At 71.3% G+C, this 20,206-nt stretch carries 16 protein-coding genes and 2 pseudogenes; 5 read left to right on the plus strand and 13 right to left on the minus strand.

What is annotated here, in order from left to right; genetic code table 11:
• Positions 1-329: 329 nt before the first annotated feature.
• From ACZ49J_RS41980 to ACZ49J_RS41990, 3 genes and pseudogenes are all read right to left on the minus strand, one after another.
• Positions 330-530 (minus strand): annotated as a pseudogene (locus tag ACZ49J_RS41980) (TOBE domain-containing protein); the annotation flags it as partial.
• 155 nt (positions 531-685) lie between these two features.
• Complete coding sequence (locus ACZ49J_RS41985) at positions 686-1,078, minus strand: TOBE domain-containing protein (protein ID WP_467456498.1); 393 nt, start codon at positions 1,076-1,078, stop codon at positions 686-688.
• A 183-nt stretch (positions 1,079-1,261) separates the two neighbouring features.
• A complete protein-coding gene (locus ACZ49J_RS41990; protein WP_467456496.1) occupies positions 1,262-3,748 on the minus strand; it encodes an alpha-L-arabinofuranosidase C-terminal domain-containing protein in 2,487 nt (828 codons plus the stop codon).
• A 145-nt stretch (positions 3,749-3,893) separates the two neighbouring features.
• Here ACZ49J_RS41990 and ACZ49J_RS41995 point away from each other — a divergent pair, with 145 nt between their 5' ends.
• Positions 3,894-4,343, plus strand: coding sequence for a DUF6314 family protein (locus ACZ49J_RS41995; RefSeq protein WP_467456495.1), 450 nt, complete (start codon positions 3,894-3,896; stop codon positions 4,341-4,343).
• Here ACZ49J_RS41995 and ACZ49J_RS42000 read toward each other — a convergent pair.
• The 3 genes and pseudogenes from ACZ49J_RS42000 to ACZ49J_RS42010 form a co-directional block, all read right to left on the minus strand.
• Positions 4,340-4,924, minus strand: a complete 585-nt coding sequence (locus ACZ49J_RS42000) for a histidine phosphatase family protein (RefSeq protein ID WP_467456506.1) — start codon at positions 4,922-4,924, stop codon at positions 4,340-4,342. The two genes, ACZ49J_RS41995 and ACZ49J_RS42000, sit on opposite strands and share 4 nt — an antisense overlap.
• 213 nt (positions 4,925-5,137) lie before the next feature.
• A pseudogene (locus tag ACZ49J_RS42005) lies at positions 5,138-5,467 on the minus strand (GNAT family N-acetyltransferase); the annotation flags it as partial.
• Between the two features lies 1 nt (position 5,468).
• Positions 5,469-6,911: an aminotransferase-like domain-containing protein gene (locus ACZ49J_RS42010; RefSeq protein WP_467456493.1), complete on the minus strand. Its 1,443-nt coding sequence runs from the start codon at positions 6,909-6,911 to the stop codon at positions 5,469-5,471.
• Between ACZ49J_RS42010 and ACZ49J_RS42015 the strand changes: the two genes are divergently transcribed.
• Both ACZ49J_RS42015 and ACZ49J_RS42020 read left to right on the plus strand, forming a co-directional pair.
• Positions 6,910-7,830 (plus strand): DMT family transporter, encoded by a 921-nt coding sequence (locus ACZ49J_RS42015; RefSeq protein WP_467456492.1) that lies wholly within the window; start codon positions 6,910-6,912, stop codon positions 7,828-7,830. The two genes, ACZ49J_RS42010 and ACZ49J_RS42015, sit on opposite strands and share 2 nt — an antisense overlap.
• A 96-nt stretch (positions 7,831-7,926) precedes the next feature.
• The gene (locus tag ACZ49J_RS42020; protein ID WP_467456490.1) at positions 7,927-8,127 is read left to right on the plus strand and encodes a DUF1918 domain-containing protein; all 201 of its coding nucleotides are present in this window, start codon (positions 7,927-7,929) and stop codon (positions 8,125-8,127) included.
• Positions 8,128-8,751: 624 nt separating this feature from the next.
• Here ACZ49J_RS42020 and ACZ49J_RS42025 read toward each other — a convergent pair.
• The gene (locus ACZ49J_RS42025) at positions 8,752-10,002 is read right to left on the minus strand and encodes a glycoside hydrolase family 10-like protein (protein ID WP_467456489.1); all 1,251 of its coding nucleotides are present in this window, start codon (positions 10,000-10,002) and stop codon (positions 8,752-8,754) included.
• A gap of 189 nt (positions 10,003-10,191) precedes the next feature.
• Between ACZ49J_RS42025 and ACZ49J_RS42030 the strand changes: the two genes are divergently transcribed.
• Together ACZ49J_RS42030 and ACZ49J_RS42035 are read left to right on the plus strand one after the other, a co-directional pair.
• Complete coding sequence (locus ACZ49J_RS42030; protein WP_467456487.1) at positions 10,192-11,064, plus strand: 3-hydroxybutyryl-CoA dehydrogenase; 873 nt, start codon at positions 10,192-10,194, stop codon at positions 11,062-11,064.
• A gap of 272 nt (positions 11,065-11,336) precedes the next feature.
• Positions 11,337-11,594, plus strand: a complete 258-nt coding sequence (locus ACZ49J_RS42035) for a hypothetical protein (protein ID WP_467456485.1) — start codon at positions 11,337-11,339, stop codon at positions 11,592-11,594.
• 24 nt (positions 11,595-11,618) lie between these two features.
• Here the strand turns inward: ACZ49J_RS42035 and ACZ49J_RS42040 are convergent, their stop codons facing one another.
• The 6 genes from ACZ49J_RS42040 to ACZ49J_RS42065 all read right to left on the minus strand — a co-directional run bounded on the left by ACZ49J_RS42040 (position 11,619) and on the right by ACZ49J_RS42065 (position 20,160).
• Complete coding sequence (locus tag ACZ49J_RS42040; RefSeq protein ID WP_467456484.1) at positions 11,619-12,164, minus strand: NUDIX domain-containing protein; 546 nt, start codon at positions 12,162-12,164, stop codon at positions 11,619-11,621.
• A 174-nt stretch (positions 12,165-12,338) separates the two neighbouring features.
• Positions 12,339-13,679, minus strand: a complete 1,341-nt coding sequence (locus tag ACZ49J_RS42045; protein WP_467456482.1) for a transcriptional regulator — start codon at positions 13,677-13,679, stop codon at positions 12,339-12,341.
• A gap of 292 nt (positions 13,680-13,971) precedes the next feature.
• Positions 13,972-14,916 (minus strand): PP2C family protein-serine/threonine phosphatase, encoded by a 945-nt coding sequence (locus ACZ49J_RS42050; RefSeq protein WP_467456481.1) that lies wholly within the window; start codon positions 14,914-14,916, stop codon positions 13,972-13,974.
• A 292-nt stretch (positions 14,917-15,208) separates the two neighbouring features.
• Complete coding sequence (gene pheT, locus ACZ49J_RS42055; protein WP_467456480.1) at positions 15,209-17,731, minus strand: phenylalanine--tRNA ligase subunit beta; 2,523 nt, start codon at positions 17,729-17,731, stop codon at positions 15,209-15,211.
• Entirely contained in the window at positions 17,731-18,852 is a 1,122-nt protein-coding gene (gene pheS, locus ACZ49J_RS42060) for a phenylalanine--tRNA ligase subunit alpha (protein ID WP_467456479.1), read from the minus strand. Before pheS ends, pheT begins: the two co-directional genes overlap by 1 nt.
• A gap of 159 nt (positions 18,853-19,011) precedes the next feature.
• Positions 19,012-20,160 (minus strand): sensor histidine kinase, encoded by a 1,149-nt coding sequence (locus ACZ49J_RS42065; RefSeq protein ID WP_467456477.1) that lies wholly within the window; start codon positions 20,158-20,160, stop codon positions 19,012-19,014.
• Positions 20,161-20,206 lie beyond the last annotated feature (46 nt).

Genomic DNA, 20,206 nt, shown 5'->3' on the forward strand with positions numbered 1-20,206 from the left:
GCTCCAGTACCGCCACGACGTTCTCGATGGCTGTCTCACCGGAACCGGACTGGTGGCCGCCTCACCATGACGACATCACGCTTTCAGAGTCAGTAACCCCGAACGTCCGACGCCTACAGGATCGAGTTCGCCAGGTGGTCGGCATTACCGACGAGGAACCGGCTCGCCCCATCGCTCACGCACAGTGAACATCCAAGTCCATGATTTGCCAACTATCCCTCTCATAATTTGCCAACAAAGATTCTCCACGCGCTCCCGACCTGCGCGTCTCAGAACATGATTCGCCAACTAAAGTTCTCGGTCACACCCGGAGCAAGGGGCCGGGTGGCTCATCCGGCGGCGAGGGAGACCTCGGTGGACTTGATCAACGCGGTGACGGAGGAACCGTTCGCGAGCCCCAGGTCGGCGACCGCGTCCGCGGTGATCGCGGCGGTGAGTTCACCGCCCGCGACGGTGACCTTGACCGTGGCCATGGCGCCGCCGGTGGCGATGCCGCACACCGTGCCGGGCAGCCGGTTGCGGATGGACAGGCTCATGGAGCGCGTCACAGAGAAGGGGCGGGTCGGCCGGTGGGAATCCCCAGTGCGTTCCTCGCCGCAGTCTGCCAGGGCGCCGCTGCCGCGTCGCGTCAGGCGGGGCGCGCGTGTGTCGGCGTCACCTTGGCCGTCGCCCGGACCTCCGCCGCTCAGGAGCGGTCGATGTGCACGTTCGTCGACTTCACCCGGGCGGTGGCCTCCATGCCGACCTCGAGGCCCAGTTCCTCCACGGCCTCCCGGGTCAGCAGCGAGACCAGCCGGTGCGGGCCCGCCTGGATCTCCACCTGGGCCGCGACGTCACCGAGTTTCACGGCGGTGACGATGCCGGGGAAGGCGTTGCGGGCCGAGGTGTACGAGACGTCCTCATCGCCGCCGGTGCCGGCCAGCTCCACGGAGAACGCGGCGAGGTCCTTCCCGTCGATGAGCCGTCGCCCGGTCTCGTCGCGGCGGGTCGCCACCCGCCCCGCGTCCGCCCACCGCCGCGCGGTGTCCGGGCTCACCCCGAGCAGCCGCGCCGCCTGGCCGATCGTGTAGGACTGCATGCGCGCCAGCATAGGCTCACCGCCCCGGCCACTCCCCCCACGGGCGCTCCCGGGGTCGCACGACGCGGGCCAGGTCCTGAACGACCGTACAACGCCCCCGAGGAGGTGGACGCGCCGACGGAAGGGGTACGGGCGGCCCAGGCGTACTTCGGCGCCTGAGCCGCCCGCGGGATCACCGAACGCCTACTTCTGTTTGATCCGCAGGAACGTCACGGAGTTGGCCGGGAAGGTGTACGTGAACCTGTCGGCCACCCCGGTGAACGTGGACGTCACCGGCGCGACCGGCGTCTCGGTCTCGGTGTTCACCGCGTCCGGGGCCGCCTTGAGCGTGGTCACCCGGGCCGTGGAGCGGACCTTCGCGCCGCCGAGATCGACGGCCGTACGGGCCTGTGCCGCCTGGGCGTTGACGACCTTGACGATCAGGTCACCGGTCCTGGCGTCCTCCGTCACCACCTGCCGGAAGGGCTCGGTCGGCTTGTCGTCCTTGAAGCTGCCCCACTCCTGGCCGTCGAGGTAGAGGGTCACCTGACGGCCCCGCACCTTGACCTCGATGTCGTACGTACGGCCCGTCTCGATGGTCCCCGGCTTCGAGATCAGCGACGACTTTCCGCCGTCCACGGCCTGCTCGACCGCCGACGTGGTGTTGTTCCAGCCCCCGAGGTTCCACCAGTAGTAGTTGCCGGTGTCCTTGACGCCGAAGGCGACCAGGAAGCCCTCCTTGCCGGACTTCTTGGTGGCCTTCACCTTCAGGTCGTAGTCGTGCCAGGAGGTGTCGCCGGCCGAGACCATGGTGTTCTCGGCGGCCACGTCGGTCTGCACGTACTGCCCGTCCTGGATGCTCCAGCTGCCGCCGCCGGTGTGGTTCCACTTCGAGGCGTCGGCGCTGAAGTCGTCGCTGAGCAGCGTCTGCCCGTCCGCGCTCGTGACCTTCACGTCGTCGTACGCGGCGGTGGTCGCCCACGTCGACAGGCCGACGGCGCCCGAGATGGGGGCGGTCATGGAGGGCGTGCCGGTCGCGGTCGACGGCACCACACGGTCGCCGACGTTGGTCATGAAGAGCTTCTGGACCTCGTAGTTGGCCGAGTTCCAGGAGGCATGGTTGTTGAACCAGATCAGGTCCGGGCGCCACTGCACATAGTCCTCGTCCGCGAACAGCGGTGCGTACGAGGCGAGTTTGACGATGTCCGCGTTGCGCTCCAGACCCGTCATGAACGCGGCTTCGGTGAGGCCGTTCTTGAAGGTGTTGCCCTGGGACGCGTACTCGCCGAGGAAGACCTTCGGGCCGCCGCGGTCGTAGGAGTCGTAACGGTCGTTGTTCTGCAGGAACCACTGCGGGCTGTTGTAGTAGTGCTCGTCGACCATGTCGACCTTGGCGTCCCTGTTCAGCTTCCAGGCCGTGTCGAAGGTCGAACCGGAGTCGTCCGGGCCCGAGTTGGAGATCACCGTGATGTCGGGGTACTTGGCCTCGATCGCGGCGCGGAACCGCTGGAACCGGGCGAAGAACTCGTTCGGCAGGTTCTCCTCGTTGCCGACCGCGAGGTGGGTGAGGTGGAAGGGCTTGGGGTGGCCCATCTGGGCGCGCTTCCTGCCCCACGTCGACGTCACCGGGCCGTTGGCGAACTCGATGAGGTCCAGGGTGTCCTGGACATGGCGCTTGAGGAGCGCGTCGTCGTCGGTGGCCTTGTTCTGGCCGCAGCCGGTGACCAGGGCCGGGACGACGGGCAGCGGCATGGCGCCGATGTCCTCCGAGAAGCGGAAGTACTCGTAGTAGCCGAGTCCGTAACTCTGGTTGTAGCCCCAGAAGTTGGCGTTCGTGGGGCGCTGCTCGACCGGGCCGATGGTGTCCTTCCACTGGTAGGAGCGCTTGCGCTGCCAGCCCGAGGCCTCGCTGTAGTCCTGCATGGAGCCGGTGTTGACCAGGCAGCCGCCGGGGAAGCGGACGAAGCCCGGACGCAGGGCGGCGACCTTCTCCGCGAGGTCCTTGCGCAGGCCGTTGGGCTGGTGCTTGTAGGTGTCGCGCGGGAACAGCGACACCATGTCGAGTGCGGCGGCGCCCGAGGAGGCCACACTCAGACGCCCGACGGAGCTGGTACGGGTCGCGGTGAAGGCGGCGGTGTACTTGGCCCAGCCGCCCTTCACGGTCACCCGGCGGGCGGTCGCCAGGGTGCCGTCGGCGTCCTTGAGGGTGACGGTGAGGGTGCTGCCGCTCTCGGCGCGCGCCCACACCGAGAAGTCGTATCTCTTGCCCTCCTCGACGTGGACGCCGGTGTTGTAGCCCGCGTTCGTCACGGACGAACCCGCGCCGAGGGAGAGGTAGTTGCGGTTGCGCTCGTTGAGTCGTCCGTCGTCGTTCAGGACCTGCGCGGTGCCGTCGACCGCCCAGGACGTGAGGGGGGTGTACGAGCCGTTGTCGGCGGTGGAGTACTCGAAGGACCGGTTCTGCACGAGCTCGGCGTACAGGCCTCCGTCCGCGGCCCGGTTGATGTCCTCGAAGAAGACGCCGTACATCGTGTCGTCGATCTTCGCGCCCTTGGCGGTGGGGTCGACGGTGATCGCGTAGTCGGTGACGTCCTCGGCGTGCGCGGGGGCCGGGATGACGCCCGCCGCCAACAGGAAAGCGCTTGCCCCGAGGGCAAGTCTCCAGCGATTGCGAGTGGTGCTGTGTGACATGGATACTCCGCGGCTCAGCGATGGGAGTTGTTCGAAATTCCAGACAATGATCAGCACTTCGAACGGCAAGATAGGGAGGTGACTGGGACGCGTCAATGGGTCACGCGGCAGCGAAAGTTGCCGAAGGTACGAAAGCGAGGGATGGATGGACGAGTGCCTGCCGGTGCCGGACGTTCTGGCGTACCTCGCCGGGCGATGGCACGTACAACGCTCGGCGCGCGACCTCGCCGGCGGTGACGAGGGCTGCTTCGAGGGCACGACCGCTTTCAGCCCGCTGGACGGCGGCGGGCTCCTGCATCACGAATCCGGCACCTTCACCTGGCGGGGTGTCCCCCGCCCCGCGGAGCGGACGCTGCGTTTCCTGCCCGGCGCCGCTCCCGGCACCGCGGACGTCAGGTTCGCGGACGACCGCCCGTTCCACGGCCTGGACCTCACCTCGGGCCACTGGACGGCCGACCATCCCTGCTCTGCGGACCTCTACCGGGGCGAGTTCACGGTGTACGACGCGGACCACTGGTGCACGGTGTGGCGCGTGCGCGGCCCCGCCAAGAACCTGGTCCTGACGACCGACTACACACGCGCCCGGGGCGCCTAGGCCAGGTCCGCCGTCCCGTCCAGACGCAGGCGCCAGCGGCCGGAGTGGCCGGCGACGGTGGCCGTCGACAGAGGGCGGACGTCGATGTTCCAGTAGGTCGACGGCGGGGCCTTGAGCGCGTAGACGAGCGCGGCCCGGACGACGGAGGGTTCGGCCACGGCGACGATGCGGCCGCCGTCGTCAGCGGGACGTGTGTCGAGCCATTCGCCGACACGGGCGATGAAGGAGTGCAGGGACTCCCCTCCGTGCGGGGTCGCACGCGGATCGGCGAGCCACGCGTCGACCGCTTGCGGCTCCCGGGCCATCGCCTCGCCGAGCGTGAACCCGCGCCACCGGCCCATGTCGCAGTCCCGCAGTGCGGGCTGCGCCAGCGGAGCGTAACCGAGGGCGTCACCGGTGGCCCGGCTGCGCGGCGTGGGCGAGCAGTAGCGCAACTCGGCCGCGGCCAGCGGGACGAGGTCAGGGGCGGCGCGCTGCACCTCGTCCCAGCCGGCCTGGTCCATCGGCCGGTCGTCCCCGAAGCGCTCGGCGAGCAGCGAGGCGCTGCGCGCGGCGGCGACGAACGTGACCCGAAGATGCATGCGGCGATACTGGAACGCGGGACTCTGCAGGTCAATGGGCGTTATCCAGCAGTGACCCAGGGGGTCGCGAGGCTCACTCCGCCCCGTCGCCGTCCCCGGCGTACGCGAACGCCATCCACTGGTCCGGCTTGTCCAGTGCACGGAACCCGAGCCGTAGACGCCGTGCGCGTCATGGGTCGCGAGCAGGACGCGCCTCAGCCCGTACGGCCGCAGGTGCTCGCGCACGGCCGCGACCAGGGCGACGCCCAGGCCCTTCCCGCGTGCCTGCCGGTCGACGTACACGTCGCAGAGCCACGCGAACGTGGCCCGGTCGGTCACCACCCGCGCGTAGGCGACCTGCTCACCCGAGGACACCTCGTACGCCCCGAAGTTGAGCGACCCGGCGATCGCGCGCTCCTGCTTCTCGCGGGGCCGGCCGATGGCCCCGTACGCGTCCGTGGACAGCCAGCGGTGGACCCGCCCGAGGTCGATGCGGTCGGGTCGAAGGAGATCTCGTAGCCCTCGGGGAGGGCAGGCTCGTCGGTCATGGCGGGACGTTCGCAGCTCAGGGGAGCGCTGCCGAAGTGTTTCCCGCCGCCCTCAGCCTCCGCACCCCCGCGGTGATCTCCCCGGTCCCCGCCACGCCGGCGAAACTCAGCCGGAGGTGGGCGGCCGGGGGTTCGGCGCTGAAGTAGGGGCGCCCGGGAGTGACGGCGACGCCCGCGCGGAGCGCCTCGGCGACCAGGACGTACTCGTCTGTTCCGTCAGGCAGGCGCAGCCACAGGTGATAGCCGCCGGACGGGATGTGCGGCAGGCAGTACTCGGGCAGCTCAAGGCGCAGGGCGGACGTCATCGTGTCCCGGCGGCGCCTCAGCTCCGCCGACACCGCCCGCAGATGCCGTGACCAGGCCGGGGAGCCCACGAGTTCGAGGGCGGCCTCCTGCAGCGGGCGCGGCACGAAGAAGGTGTCGACGACCTGGATGGCGCGCAGCCGCTCCAGCACGGGCCCGCGGGCCGCGAGGGCGCCCACCCGGAAGCTGGGCGAGGTCGCCTTGGTGAGCGAGCAGACGTGGACGACCACCCCGTCGGGGTCCTCGGCCGCCAGTGGACGCGGCAGCGGCCCCGCGTCCTCGTGCACGAGCCGCCGCACGAAGTCGTCCTCGACCACGAACGCGCCCGCCTCGCGCGCGATCCGCAGCACCTCGCCCCGCCGCTCGGCGGAGAGCAGGGCGCCGGTGGGGTTCTGGAACAGCGGCTGGCAGACGAACACCCGCGCGCCGGTCGCCCGGAACGCGTCGGCGAGCAGCACCGGCCTCACCCCGTCCGCGTCCACGGGAACCGGGACGGGGCGCAGGCCTGCCGCCCGCGCGATCGCCAGCATGCCGGGGTACGTGGGCGACTCGACGAGCACCGGCGCGCCCGGCGGCGCGAGGGCGCGCAGCGCGGTGGTCAACGCGGACTGACCACCCGCCGTGACGAGCACCTCGGCCGCGGTGACGGCGCCCCCGATGCCGCGCGCGAACCACTCCCGCAGCTCAGGAACCCCCTCCACGGGTGGCCGTGCCCATGCCCCGGGACGGCGCCCCGCCCGCGACAGGGCGGCGCCCATCGCCTGCTCGGGCTGCAACGACGGGTGCAGATAACCCCCGTTGAACTCGATCACGCCCGGCGGCGGGGCCGCGAGCGAGGCCAGTACCCCCGAGGCGTCCACGGTCCGTGGCACCAGGTCGGCGGCGCCGTCCGCGCTCAGCGCGACCTCCTGCCACGAGGTGTCCCCGGCGGGAGCGGGGGTCCCGCGCGGCTCGGCGCGGAAGGCGCCCGCGCCGGGGCGCGTGACCACCAGCCCCTCGGCGGACAGTTGCGCCAGGGCGCGCGAGACGGTCACCGGGCTGACCTTGAAGCGTTCGACCAGTGCGCGGCTCGACGGCAGCTTTCCGCCCGGGGAGTAGCGGTCGAGCTCCTGTCTAAGCCGTTTCGCCAGTTCACCGACACTGTTACGCTCATGCATGAGAGCACACAGTAGCGCTACTGCGCCGACCAGGGTAGCGGTCAGCGCCCCACGGGAGAGCCCCCGTACCGTCGGCACCCTCCAGGCCGCCCTCGGTGTGGCCGCCTTCTCCCTCACTTTTCCCGCCACCGCCTGGGGGCTGGAGGGCTTCGGGCCCTGGTCCTTGGTGGCCGTACGAACCGTCCTCGCCGCCGTGCTCGCCGGCGGCTGTCTGCTGGTCCTGCGCGTTCCGCTGCCCGGCCGCCGCCACTGGGCGGGGCTCGCGGTCGTCGCCGCGGGGGTCGTCGTGGGCTTCCCGCTCCTGACGACGCTGGCCCTCCAGACCTCGACGACCGCGCACGCCGCCGTCGTCGTCGGCCTGCTCCCGCTCACGACCGCCCTGTTCTCCGCCCTGCGCGTGGGCACCCGCCCCTCCTGGACCTTCTGGGCGGCGGCCCTCGCGGGCGCGGCCGCCGTGATCGCTTTCACCGTGGGGCAGAGCGGCGGCGCCCTCACGGCGGCGGATCTGTACCTGTTCGGCGCACTGCTGGTGTGCGCGGCCGGTTACACCGAGGGCGGCCGGCTGGCCCGGGTCATGCCCGGCTGGCAGGTGATCGGCTGGGCGCTGGTGATGTGTCTGCCGCTCACCGTGCCGGGGGCGCTGGTGGCGCTGTCGTACGAGCCGGTGCTACTGACCGCGCACGGTGTTACCGGGCTGCTGTGGGTCGCCGCGGGCTCGCAGTTCCTGGGTCTGGTGGTCTGGTACCGGGGCATGGCCGCCATCGGCATCCCGAAGGCGAGTCAGTTGCAGCTGGCACAGCCTCTGCTCACACTGGTGTGGTCGGTGCTGCTGCTCGGTGAGCAGCTCACTCCCGCCGCGCCCGTGACGGCCGCGGCCGTACTGGTCTGCATCGCGGTCACGCAGCGGGCGCGTGGCTGACCGCTCGACCGCGGTGCCCTTGCCGGTCCCATCCGGCGCCATCCGCCATAGACTGCGATTACGGACCACTCCTGCGCGAACGAGGAGGCCCTCCAGATGCGTGCAGACGTAGGCGACATCCTGCTGGTGCACGGCCGGACCGTCGGGCAGCACGACAGGACCGCGATGATCGTCGAGGTACTGGGACCGAACGGCACTCCCCCGTTCCGGGTCCGTTTCGAGGACGACGGGCACGAGGCCCTGATGTCCCCCGGACCGGACTCGGTCGTCCGTCACCGCGGGGAGCCCGCACACTAGGCGCTCCGCGGAAGCGGGTGATGAATCCGCGGGCTGGTGGGGCTGATCGCGCCGCCGCGGACGGCGGCCAAGCCCCGCCCCCTCACGGGGCGAGGGTACGGAGCACGGTGTCGGCGGCCCGGCGCCGCACGGCCCTGGGCTTCCGGCCGGCGCCCCGGCCGTTGGAGGTGTTTCTCGCCCCCGCCGCCCCTTACCGTCCCGTCCCCGGGGCTCCACCCCGGACCCCGCTCCTCACATGCCGGAGGGGCCGGATTGTGTGGGGCCGCGCCCCGTAAGGAGCGTGGAGGGGCCGGCTTGCAGGGGCGCGGGGAACTGCGCGACCAGCCACTTCCGGCCCGCGCCCGGGCCGCGCCAAGCCCGCTCGGGACACCGCGCCGGGTCGGAACAGGCCGGGCCACCGGCCGACACCGACCGACCACCGGCACCGCGCGCCGCCGGTGCCCCGGATGCGTGGGCGCCGCAGCAGGAGTGGACGAGCCTCCGGCCACCAGCCACCAGCCACCGGCGACCGACCCTCGGGACCGGCCGCCCAGGTGGCTGAGCACCGCGGCGGGGCCGGTCAAGCCCCGGGGCACCGGGCGTACCGGGTCGCGGCAGGGTGCACCGGGGCGCGACGCCCCTGGGTCAGCTCGGCGGGTCGACCCGCTGCTTGTAGTGGTCGGCGACGACGCGGGCCATCGCGCCGATCCTGTCCTCCTCGACCTCCTTGGCCGAGAAGAACACGTGCCCCCTCACCTGCGGGTACTTCCCGGCGAGGGTGAGGTGGCGCGACAGTTCCCCGGGCTTCTGCCAGGCCGCCGGCTGTGCCGGGTCCCCGGCCTTGTACAGCGCCTCCCCCACGTACAGCCGTGTCCCGCTGCCGTCGGCGACCTTCGCCCACCAGGGGACCAGTTTGGCGTAGTCGGCGGCGGCGAGGCCGATGTTCCAGTACAGCTGCGGGCAGATGTAGTCGATCCAGTGCTTGCGGACCCATTTCCGGGTGTCCGCGTAAAGGTCGTCGTACGTCTGCACGCCGGCCTTCGTGTCGGAGCCGAGCGGGTCGGTGGCGGCGTTGCGCCACACGCCGAAGGGGCTGATGCCGAGCTGGGTGCCGGGCCGGATCTGCTTGATCTTCGCCGCCGTCTCGCGCACCAGTTTGTCGATGTTGTCGCGCCGCCAGGCGGCACGGCTGGAGAAGCCGCCGCCGTACTTGTCGTACGCCGCGTCGTCGCCGAAGGTCTGCCCCGCGACCGGGTAGGGGTAGAAGTAGTCGTCCCAGTGCACGGCGTCGACCGGGTACCGGCGCACGGCGTCGAGCATGGCGTTCTGGACGAAGGCGCGCACCGCCGGGATGCCGGGGTTGTAGTAGAGCTTGCCGCCGTAGGAGACGACCCAGTCCGGGTGCTTGCGCGCGGGGTGGGAGGCGGCCAGCTTCCTCGGGTCGTCGTGGAGTGCGACGCGGTACGGGTTGAACCAGGCGTGCAGCTCCAGCCCTCGCGCGTGGGCTTCCTCGACCGCCGTGCCCAGCGGGTCCCACCCGGGGTCCTTGCCCTGGGTTCCGGTGAGGTACTGCGACCACGGCTCGTACGGCGACGGCCAGAGGGCGTCGGCCGCGGGCCGGACCTGGAAGATCACCGCGTTGAGGCGGCGCTTCACGGCCGTGTCGAGGTGCCCGATGAGTTCGGCGCGCTGCTGCTTTGCGGTCAGACCGGGGCGGGAGGGCCAGTCGCGGTTGGTGACGGAGGCCAGCCACATGCCGCGCAGTGCGGTGGTGGGCGCCTCGCGCCTGGCCTTGTCGTCGTTGTCGTCGTCCCCTGTGGTGGCGCCCCAGGCGGCCGCGCCTCCCGCCGTGACCAGGCCGCCGAGCATCGCCCCGGCGAACAGACGCCGCGACATACGGCTCATTCCCGTGCCTTTCGTGAGCGTGCCGGGAACCCGCCCCGTTGCGAGCGCCCGTGCCCGGAAAGCCTGCCATGCGCGACCCGCGATACTGATCAGTAGCCGCCGAAGGTAACGTGCGGGTTTGGCGCAGGACCTGATCCCCGGGTTTCCTGTGATGATCCGTGGACCGGCGAGAGGGACGATGTGACAGGCAGTTCGGTAGATATCGCACGCGTCGGAGTGGTGGGCTGCGGCCAGATGGGAGCGGGCATCGCCGAGGTGTGCGCCCGCGCCGGACTGGACGTGATGGTCGCCGAGACCACCGGCGAGGCACTGGAGATCGGCCGTACGCGGCTGTACAACTCCCTGTCGAAGGCGGCCGAGCGCGGCAAGATCACCGAGGAGGAGCGGGACGCGACGCAGGCGCGGCTGAGCTTCACCACCGACCTCGGCGAGTTCGCGGACCGTGACCTGGTGATCGAGGCCGTCGTCGAGAACGAGCAGGTCAAGACCGAGATCTTCCAGGTGCTCGACCAGGTGGTGACCCGCCCGGACGCGATCCTCGCCTCCAACACCTCGTCCATCCCGCTGGTGAAGCTGGCGGTGGCCACCTCGCGGCCCGACCAGGTCATCGGCATCCACTTCTTCAACCCGGCGCCCGTGCAGCAGCTGGTCGAGCTGATCCCCGCGCTCACCACCTCCGAGGGCACGCTGAGCCGGGCCCAGCTCTTCACGGAGAAGGTGCTGGGCAAGCACGCGATCCGCGCCCAGGACCGGTCCGGCTTCGTGGTCAACGCGCTGCTGATCCCGTACCTGCTCTCCGCGATCCGGATGTTCGAGTCGGGCATCGCCAGCCGTGAGGACATCGACAACGGCATGGAGCTGGGTTGTGCCCACCCGATGGGCCCGCTCAAGCTCTCCGACCTGATCGGCCTGGACACGGTGGCCTCGGTGGCTTACTCGATGTACGAGGAGTACAAGGAGCCGCTGTACGCCGCTCCCCCGCTGCTCCAGCGCATGGTCGACGCGGGCCGGCTGGGCCGGAAGTCGGGGTCGGGCTTCTACACGTACCCCTGATGGAGCGAAAGCCCGATGGCGCGTCGGTCTGATGCGCCGTAGGCCCTGATGCCGCCGTAGGCCTGATGGCGGGTCAACCTGATTACCGTCCGTTGAACTTGGCATGCCCGTGGGCCCGGCACCGAAGCAGGTGCCGGGCCCACGGCATTCACACACCGTGTGCGCGCTGGGCACGCATATGCCCCTCGCACACGCTCCCCAGTCGTCCACCAGGGGAGTTGACTGCACGTGCGCCTGCAAGGGTGAGACGACTACAGAAAGGAGTGGGACTCGTGGCCACCGACCCCGAGCATCCCGTGGTCCACGGTGAACTCGCAGAGTTACGCCGCCGCCTCGACGTGGCGCACGCCCGCGTTGAGGGAGGGATCACCCTGCTCAGTCACCGTACCGAGCAGACCGCCAAGGAGGTCGACGACCTGAGCGCACGGATCGTCGCCCTGGAGCACACCCGATGGCCGCTGCCCGCGGTGGCGGCGCTCACGGCCGTGGGCGCGCTCGTCGTGGCGATCTGGCAGGCCGTGGGCCGCTGAACTCGCCGGACGCCGTTGGGGGGATCAGGGCATGGCGTCCTGCCCGAGCCTCAGATGGTGCAGGAGGAGCAGCGCGGCTGCCATGTTGGCGGCCGGGACCTCGCCGCGGGCGACCATGTCGGGAACGAGCTTGAGGGAAACCCATTCCCGGCGGTCGGACTCGAAGTCGTCCACGGGGTGGCCGACGTAGGTGCCATCGTCGGCCCAGAAGATGTGGTGCTTGGCGTCGGTGAGCCCGTTGGAGGGCTCGACGCTCATCAGGTGACGCAGGGGTCCCGGCCGCCAGCCGGTCTCCTCCTCCAGTTCGCGGGCCGCCGCCTCGGCGACGTCCTCGCCGTCGTCGACCACGCCCGCGGCGAGCTCCCACCCCCAGCTGTCGGTGATGAAACGGTGCCGCCACAGCAGCAGCACCTCGTTCGCCTCGTTCACCACCGTCGCCACGGCCACGGGCCGCAGCCGTATGAGGAAGTGATCGAGGTGCCGCCCGTCCGGCAGCTCGACATCCGCGAGATTGACGCTGAACCAGCGATTTTCATACACAGTTCGTTCGTTCTGTTTCGTCCACTGCACGGTTCTGCCACCTTCCGCCGAGTAAGTGGCAATATCGCAGCAGGACATGCCTGACAGCAGGCGCACAGTGAGCGCATGGCGGCCCGCTCGCGACACAGCGGAGGTGCGGTCTTCCCGTACGTTCTGAGCGGAGAGGCGCAGAGGGGCACAGTCTTCCTCGGTACGCCTTCCACGCTACAGCGGTACGCGCAGTGCCCCGTCGATGAGTTCGGCCGCTTCGGCCGTACCGGCGCAGCCGCTGCGTACGAGGTGCTCACGCACCGCCCGCAGTCTGTCGCGCAGCCGCTGGGACTCCATCCCTCTCGCCGTCTCGGCCATCTCGACGGCGGTCGCCACCGCCTTGTCGGCGTTGCCCTGCCGCAGTTCGATCTGGCTGAGCATGGCGAGCCGGTGGACGCGCCCCCGGTCGTGCGCCGGCGTGTCCACCGCGTGGGTGGCGTGCTCGGCCGCCGCCGTCAGATCGCCGAGACTGAGCAGGGCCTCCGCCACCTGCACGTTGACCAGGCCGGGCTGGACATAGCCGGTCTCGTCCGGCTCGTACCCGCGCCGGATGCGCTCGGCGGCCTGCTCGGCACGCCGGATGCAGGACAGCGCGCTCGTGCCGTCGCCGAGGTGCGCGTACGCCTTGGCCTGCATCGCGTACAGGTCCGAGGCGAGCGCCGGGGTGATGTGCCTGCCCGCGGCGCGCAGCGCGGCCTCCGCGAAGGCGACCGCCTGCCGGTACTCCTTCATGAACAGCGACTGGTTCACGAGCAGCGCGATCACATACGCGCCGAGCCCCCGGTCCCCGCTGGCCTTCGCCAGCCGCAGCGCCTGGTGGAAGTAGCGCTGGGCGAGCCCGTGGGCGTCGGAGTCGTACGCACAGATGCCCGCGACGGCCACCAACCCGCCCGTGGCACGGTGGAGTTGACGCCCCGTGGCATCGGTGTAGCTGCCCCGCAGCAGGGGCGCGGCCTCGGCGTTGAGGAAGCCGACGATACGGGTGCGCGTCGCTATGCCGCCCGCCTTGCGGTACATCTGCTCGTAGTGCGTGCGGGCCGCGCGCAGCATCTCGATGTCGGCCATGCTGACCTGGTGCCGGCCGCCGCGCGAGACGTCCACGTCCTCGGGCGGGTTCTCCCACTCCCACACGGGCATCACGGCGGGGGTTCCGGTGACGGCCGGGGCACCGAGGATGTGCGGGCGCTGCTGTTCGTCGGAGCGCCACAGCGCGGTGGCGCGCTCCACGAAGCCGGAGAGCGACGAACCGTGGGTGCCGGCCGGCTCGCCGGGGATGCCGAGTCCGATGTCGTCGAGGGTGACGGTGCGGTGCAGCCGGGTGGCGAGCACCTCGCAGATCAGGTCGGGCACCTGGCCGCGCGGGCGCTGGCCCTTCAACCACCGTGCCACCGCGGTGTGTTCGTACCTGAGGGCGAGACCGCGGGCGCGCCCTGCCTGGTTCACATGGGCGGCGAGGCCCGCGTGGGAGATCCCGGCCTCGTCGAGGATCGCGTCGAGCAGCGTGTTGGGCTGCATGGGTGCCCTCCGGTGGCTCGTACCGGCCGCGAGCAGCGTAGCGCTTCCCCTTTCACACGGGGTGTGAACCGAGTGCTCGTATCCGTGCTCTGCGTGCGGTGCCGCGGAGAGTTTGGGACCGATTGACTGAAATGCCTCGTGAAGAGGCCGGCCGGGCCGCCGGCTCCCCCTCGTACAGTGCGGTGGCCCGATTCCACGCCGTCCGCCCAGCTGCCTGCCCGACACTCCGTGGCGGGGCGGACGGCTCCGCCGGTGCGCTCCGCCGGTTGGCTCCGCCGGTGGAGCGGGGTGACTACACGTTGTTTGTCGGCTGCGGGTTCGTTGTGGCTGGTCGCGCAGTTCCCCGCGCCCCTACTGGGGCGCGCCGGTCGTTTCGCAGGACCAGGACCGCCACGTCGTCCGCGGGCCCTCCGCCGGTGTGACAGAGGAGTTGGGCGGACACGGTGCGGAGCACCTGCTCCGGTGAGAGGGGGCGGGTGCGGGCCGCCTCGGCGAGCACGGTGGGCAGCGGGAAGAACCTGCCGTGGGCGTCCCTGGCGTCGGTGACGCCGTCGGTGTGGAGGAACAGGGCCTCACCCGGCTGGAGTCGGCCGCAGTCGACGGGTGGGAGCTCGGCGGGGAGGGGGAACAGCCCGAGTGGGGGCAGGGGGTCGGCGCCGGTGAGGGGTTGTGCGCGGCCGTCGCCGAGGAGGTAAGGCCAGGGGTGGCCGCAGTTGAGGGCGCGCAGTGCGCCGTCGCGCCGGATCTCCAGCAGCAGTACCGTCACGAATTCCTCGGCGACCGGGTTGTCGGCGTCCGGTGCCGCCGCGGCCCGCTCGCGCAGGTGCCGGGCGAGCGCGTGGTCCAGCCTCCTGAGCAGGCAGGCGAGTTCGACCTCGTCGTGTACGGCCTCGCGGAAGCAGCCGAGGACGGCGGCGACGGTGCCGATCGCACCGCTGCCGTGCCCGCGGACGTCGCCCATCACCACCCGCACACCGTGCTCGGTGGCGACCACGTCGTAGAGGTCCCCTCCGGCGCCGGCACCTCGGTCGGCCGACAGTTGTGCGGCGGCCGCGGCCAGCCCGTCGATGCGCGCGGGCAGCAGCCTGAGCAGGGCGCCCTGTGCGGCGCCGGCGGCCCTGCGGACCTGTCGCAGCTCCCGGAACAGCACATGCCCGAGGTGCAGCATCAGCCCGGTGCCGACAGCGAGGAACACGGCGCCGCTGACGATCCTGGCCCCAGCCCTGGTACGAAACATGCCGATGGCCCCCCATCAGGCCCGGACAGCACACAGATGACCCCGGAAGGCCGGTCCGATTCTGTCGGCCGCATGCCCCGATCGGGCCAGATCGCCCCGACTTGTCACCCGAATGAGTGAAGTGACCGATGCGGGGCCAGGGGCGCACAAGAAGAGAGCGAAAGCTCCCTGGAGGGCGCGTGGGAGCGCAGCGCCAGGGCGCGGGGCCGTTACATGGTGCGGCCCCGCCGCGTGGGCGCGGCCGGCCACGGCGAACCCGCGGTCGGCCGCACAACGCGGTCCCCCGCGGCGACTACCCTCGCAGAACAGCCCCCGTACGCTCGCCCGCCAGGGCAACCGCCGCATCCCGGGCCGCCGACGCCTCGTCGACCGTCAGAGTCCGGTCACCCGCGCGGAAGCGGAGCGCGTACGCCAGGGACTTCCGCCCCTCCCCGAGCTGCTCGGCGTTCTCGTAGACGTCGAACAGCCGGATGGACTCCAGCAGTTCACCGGCGCCCTCGCGCAGCGCGGCCTCGACGTCCGCCGCCGGGACGTACTCGTCCACGACGAGCGCGACATCCTGCGTGGCGACCGGGAACGTGGAGATGCCCGGCGCCTGGGGCGTGCCGTCGCCGGCCCGCTCCAGCGCGTCCAGGTCGAGCTCCATCGCCGAGGCACGCGCGGGCAGGCCCAGGGCCTTCACCACACGGGGGTGCAGCTCACCCGCGTGGCCCACGACCCGCTCGGCTCCGTCGACGGTGATCGCCAGCTCGGCGCAGCGCCCGGGGTGCCACGGCCCGTACTGGCCCTTGCGGATGACCAGCTCGGCGCCGGCCTCGCGGGCCACCGTCCGCGCGGCCTCGACGGCGTCGGCCCAGTCGGCCGGACGGCCCTTGCCCCACCAGCCGGCCTGCTCGCGGGCGCCCGCGAGGACGACGGCGACGTGGCGCGGCTGCTCGGGCAGCGCGGCACCCAGCGACGCGATCTCCTCGTCGCTCGGGCGGCGGTCGACGGGCAGCGAGGCGGCGACGCGCTGGTCCTCGCGCGGGAGGAAGACCAGCCCGGTCTCGAACAGGGCGAGGTCGTGCGAGCCCCGCCCGTCGTTGCGCCGCAGCGCGCCGAGCAGGCCCGGCAGCAGTGACGTGCGCAGCGCCGGCTCCTCGTCGCTCAGCGGGTTGACGAGCTTGACGACACGGCGGGCCGGGTCGGCGGCGTCCAGCCCGAGCTGGTCGAAGACCTGCTCGCTGATGAACGGGTAGTTCGGCGCCTCGACGTAGCCGGCGCCGGCCAGGGCCCGGCCGACGCGGCGGTGCAGCCGCTGCCGGTGGGTCAGTCCGCGGCCCGAGGGGGGCTTGGGCAGCGTGGAGGGCAGGTTCTCGTAGCCCTCCAGGCGGATGACCTCCTCCGCCAGGTCGTTCGGCTCGGTGAGGTCGGGCCGCCACGACGGCACGGTCACGGTCAGCTCGTCCTGCCCGGTCACGGTGCAGCCGACGTCCTGGAGGCGGCGTACGACGGTCTCGCGGCCGTAGACGACGCCCGCGACCTTGTCCGGGTGGTGGGCCGGCATGGTGACCGTCCGGGACGCGGACGGCGCGACGACCTCGGTGACACCGGCGTCGGCGGTGCCGCCCGCGAGCAGGACCAGCAGGTCGACGGTGCGCTGGGCGGCGGCGGCCGCGGCCAGCGGGTCGACACCGCGCTCGAAGCGGCGGGACGCCTCCGACGACAGCTTGTGGCGGCGGGCCGTACGCGCGATCGCGACCTGGTCGAAGTGGGCGGCCTCGATGACGACGTCCGTGGAGGCGTTCGCCCCGTTCTCGGTGGCATCGTGGTCGGCGATCTCGGTGTTGGCACCGCCCATGACGCCCGCCAGACCGATCGGGCCGCGCTCGTCGGTGATCACCAGGTCCTCGGCGTGCAGGGTGCGCGTGACACCGTCGAGGGTGGTGATCTTCTCGCCCTCCTCGGCCCGGCGCACGCCGATCGTGCCCTGGACGAGCCCCCGGTCGTACGCGTGCAGCGGCTGGCCGAGCTCCATCATCACGTAGTTGGTGATGTCGACGGCGAGCGAGATCGGGCGCATGCCGACCTTCTGCAGCCGGCGCTTGAGCCAGATCGGGGACCGCGCCTCCGGGTCGAGGCCGGTGACCGTACGGGCGGTGAAGCGGTCGCAGCCGGCGGCGTCGGAGACCTCGACGGGGTAGCCGAACGCGTTCGGGACGGGCACGTCGAGCAGCGCCGGGTCGCGCAGCGGCAGACCGTAGGCGATGGCCGTCTCACGGGCGACGCCGCGGATGGACAGGCAGTCGCCTCGGTTGGCGGTGACGGCGATGTCGAGGACCTCGTCGACCAGTTCGAGCAGCTCGATGGCGTCCTTGCCGACCTCGGACTCCGGTGGCAGGACGATGATGCCCTTGGTGCCGTCGTCGCCCATGCCCAGCTCGTCGCTGGAGCAGATCATGCCGTGCGAGTTCCGGCCGTACGTCTTGCGGGCCGAGATCGCGAAGCCGCCGGGCAGCACGGCGCCCGGGAGGACCACGACGACCTTGTCGCCGACGGCGAAGTTGCGCGCGCCGCAGACGATCTCCTGCGGCTCACCGGTGCCGTTGGCGGTGCCGACGTCGACGGTGCAGAAGCGGATCGGCTTCTTGAAGCCCTCCAGCTCCTCGATGGTCAGCACCTGGCCGACGACGAGCGGCCCCTTGAGGTCGGCGCCGAGGTGGTCGACGGTCTCGACCTCCAGACCGGCCGAAATGAGCTTGGCCTGGACGTCGCGCCCGGTCTCAGTCGCCGGCAGGTCGACGTACTCCCGCAGCCAGGAAAGCGGGACCCGCATCAGATCTCCATCCCGAACGGCCGGGTGAACCGGACGTCACCCTCGACCATGTCTCGCATGTCTTCGACGTTGTGGCGGAACATCAGCATTCGCTCGATGCCGAAACCGAAGGCGAATCCGCTGTACTTCTCGGGGTCGACGCCGCAGGCCGTCAGGACCTTGGGGTTGACCATGCCGCAGCCGCCGAGCTCGATCCAGCCCTCGGAGGAGCAGGTGCGGCAGGGGCGGTCGGGGTTGCCGACGGACTCGCCGCGGCAGACGTAGCACACCATGTCCATCTCGGCGGACGGCTCGGTGAACGGGAAGAAGTTCGGCCTGAGCCGGGTCTTCATGTCCTCGCCGAACAGCGACTGGACCATGTGGTCGAGGGTGCCCTTGAGGTCGGCCATGGTCAGGCCCTCGTCCACGGCGAGCAGCTCGACCTGGCGGAAGACCGGCGTGTGGGTGGCGTCCAGCTCGTCGGTGCGGTAGACGACACCGGGGCAGATCACGTAGACCGGCAGCTCGCGGTCGAGCAGGGAGCGGATCTGCACCGGCGAGGTGTGGGTGCGCAGCACGACACCGGAGTTGCCGGACCCCTCCGGGCCCTCGATGAAGAAGGTGTCGGCCTCGCCGCGCGCCGGGTGGTCCGGGCCGATGTTGAGCGCGTCGAAGTTGAACCACTCGGCTTCGACCTCAGGGCCCTCGGCGACCTCGTAGCCCATGGCCACGAAGATGTCCTCGATGCGCTCGGAGAGCGTGGTCAGCGGGTGGCGGGCGCCGGCCGGTACGCGGTCGTACGGCAGCGTGACGTCCACCGCCTCCTCGACCAGCACACGGGCGTCCCGCTCGGCCTCCAGCTCGGCCTGGCGGGCGGCGAGGCCCTTGTTGACGGCGCCACGGGCCTGGCCGACCAGCTTTCCCGCGGCGGCCTTGGCGTGCGGGGGCAGGGCGCCGATCTCGCGGTTGGCGAGGGCCAGCGGGGAGGTGCCGCCGGTGTGGGCGACCTTGGCCTCCTGGAGCGCGTCGAGGGAGTCCGCGGCGGCGAAGGCGGTGAGCGCCTCGTCCCGCATGCGCTCGATCTCTTCCGGTTTCAACGCCTCGACCTCGACAGGGTCGTACGACTTATTGGGTGCCGACATCTCTTCCCGTGCTTCCGGTTGGCTGGCTGATGGTCCCCGTCACTGATCCGAATCACGGTCCGATCACGGATCGTCACCGACTCCGGGACACAAAGGTGCCAAAACTTGAGTCTAACGGGGCTGACGCAGGTGAATGTGCCCGTGGGGCCTCGGTCGGCGTTACTGGAGATACGCCGGGGTGCCCACGGGCAACGTAAATCGGAACTCGGCGCCGCCGGCGGGGGCGCGGCCGACCGTGATGGTGCCGCCGTGGGCCTCGACGATGCCCTTGACGATGTAGAGCCCGAGGCCCGTGCCACCGCGCTTGCTGCCCCGCCAGAAGCGGGTGAAGACGCGGTTCATGGACTCCTCCGGGATGCCGGGGCCCTCGTCGCTCACCGTGACCGACGTGGCGGTGTTCTCGCCGTCCTCTCCTTCGCGGGGGGACGCCGAGGGCTGGACGTCAATGGTGACGGTTCCCTCGCCGTGGCGCACGGCATTTTCCAGCAGGTTGCTGAGCACCTGGTCGATCTTGTCGGGGTCGGCCCACAGGGAGGGCAGGGGCTGCTGGATGCGCAGCAGGAAGCGGTCGGCGGGCTGACCGGCGGCGACGTACGCCTGGATGTGCCGTCCGACGGCGGCACCGATGTCGACGGGCTGGCGGCGCACTTCGAGCCGCCCGGAGTCGATGCGCGAGATGTCGAGGAGCTCGGCGATGAGCCGGGTGACACGATTCGCGTCGGCGTCGACGGTCTCCAGCATCAGCTTCTTCTGGTCGTCCGTGAACCGTTCCCACTTGGCGAGCAGGGTGGCGGTGAACCCCTTGACGGAGGTGAGCGGCGAGCGCAGCTCATGGGCGACGGTGGCGATCAGTTCGGCGTGGCTGCGCTCGGTGCGGCGGCGTGCCTCGGTGTCGCGGAGCGAGACGACGACCCGGTGGACGGGCCCGGTGGGTTCGGTACGGACGTAGCGTGCGGAGACGAGCACCTCACGGCCACCGGGCAGCAGCAGGTTCCGCTCGGGCTGCCCGACGCGGATGGAGAGCCCGCCGTAAGGATCCGTCAGCTGCCACCACCGGCGGCCCTCCAGGTCCTCTAACGGAAGAGCCGCGTCAAGCCGGAGTCCGAGGGCTTCGCCGGCGGGGACGGCGGTGATCCGGGCGGCGGCGGCGTTGAAGCAGATGACACGGCCCTGCTCGTCCGCGACGACGAGTCCGTCCGGGAGGTCGTCGGGGTCGACGCCGAGCTCGGCGAGGTCACCGTGCCGGGTCGTGGCCGCCTCGGCGCACACGTCCCGTGCGCCCGGCGCCCTGCTCGTGCCGACACTCATCCCCGTACCCCACCTCTCGTCTTGCATGGGGGTCCTCCCTGCTCAT

This window comes from Streptomyces sp. NPDC030840, assembly GCF_055572015.1.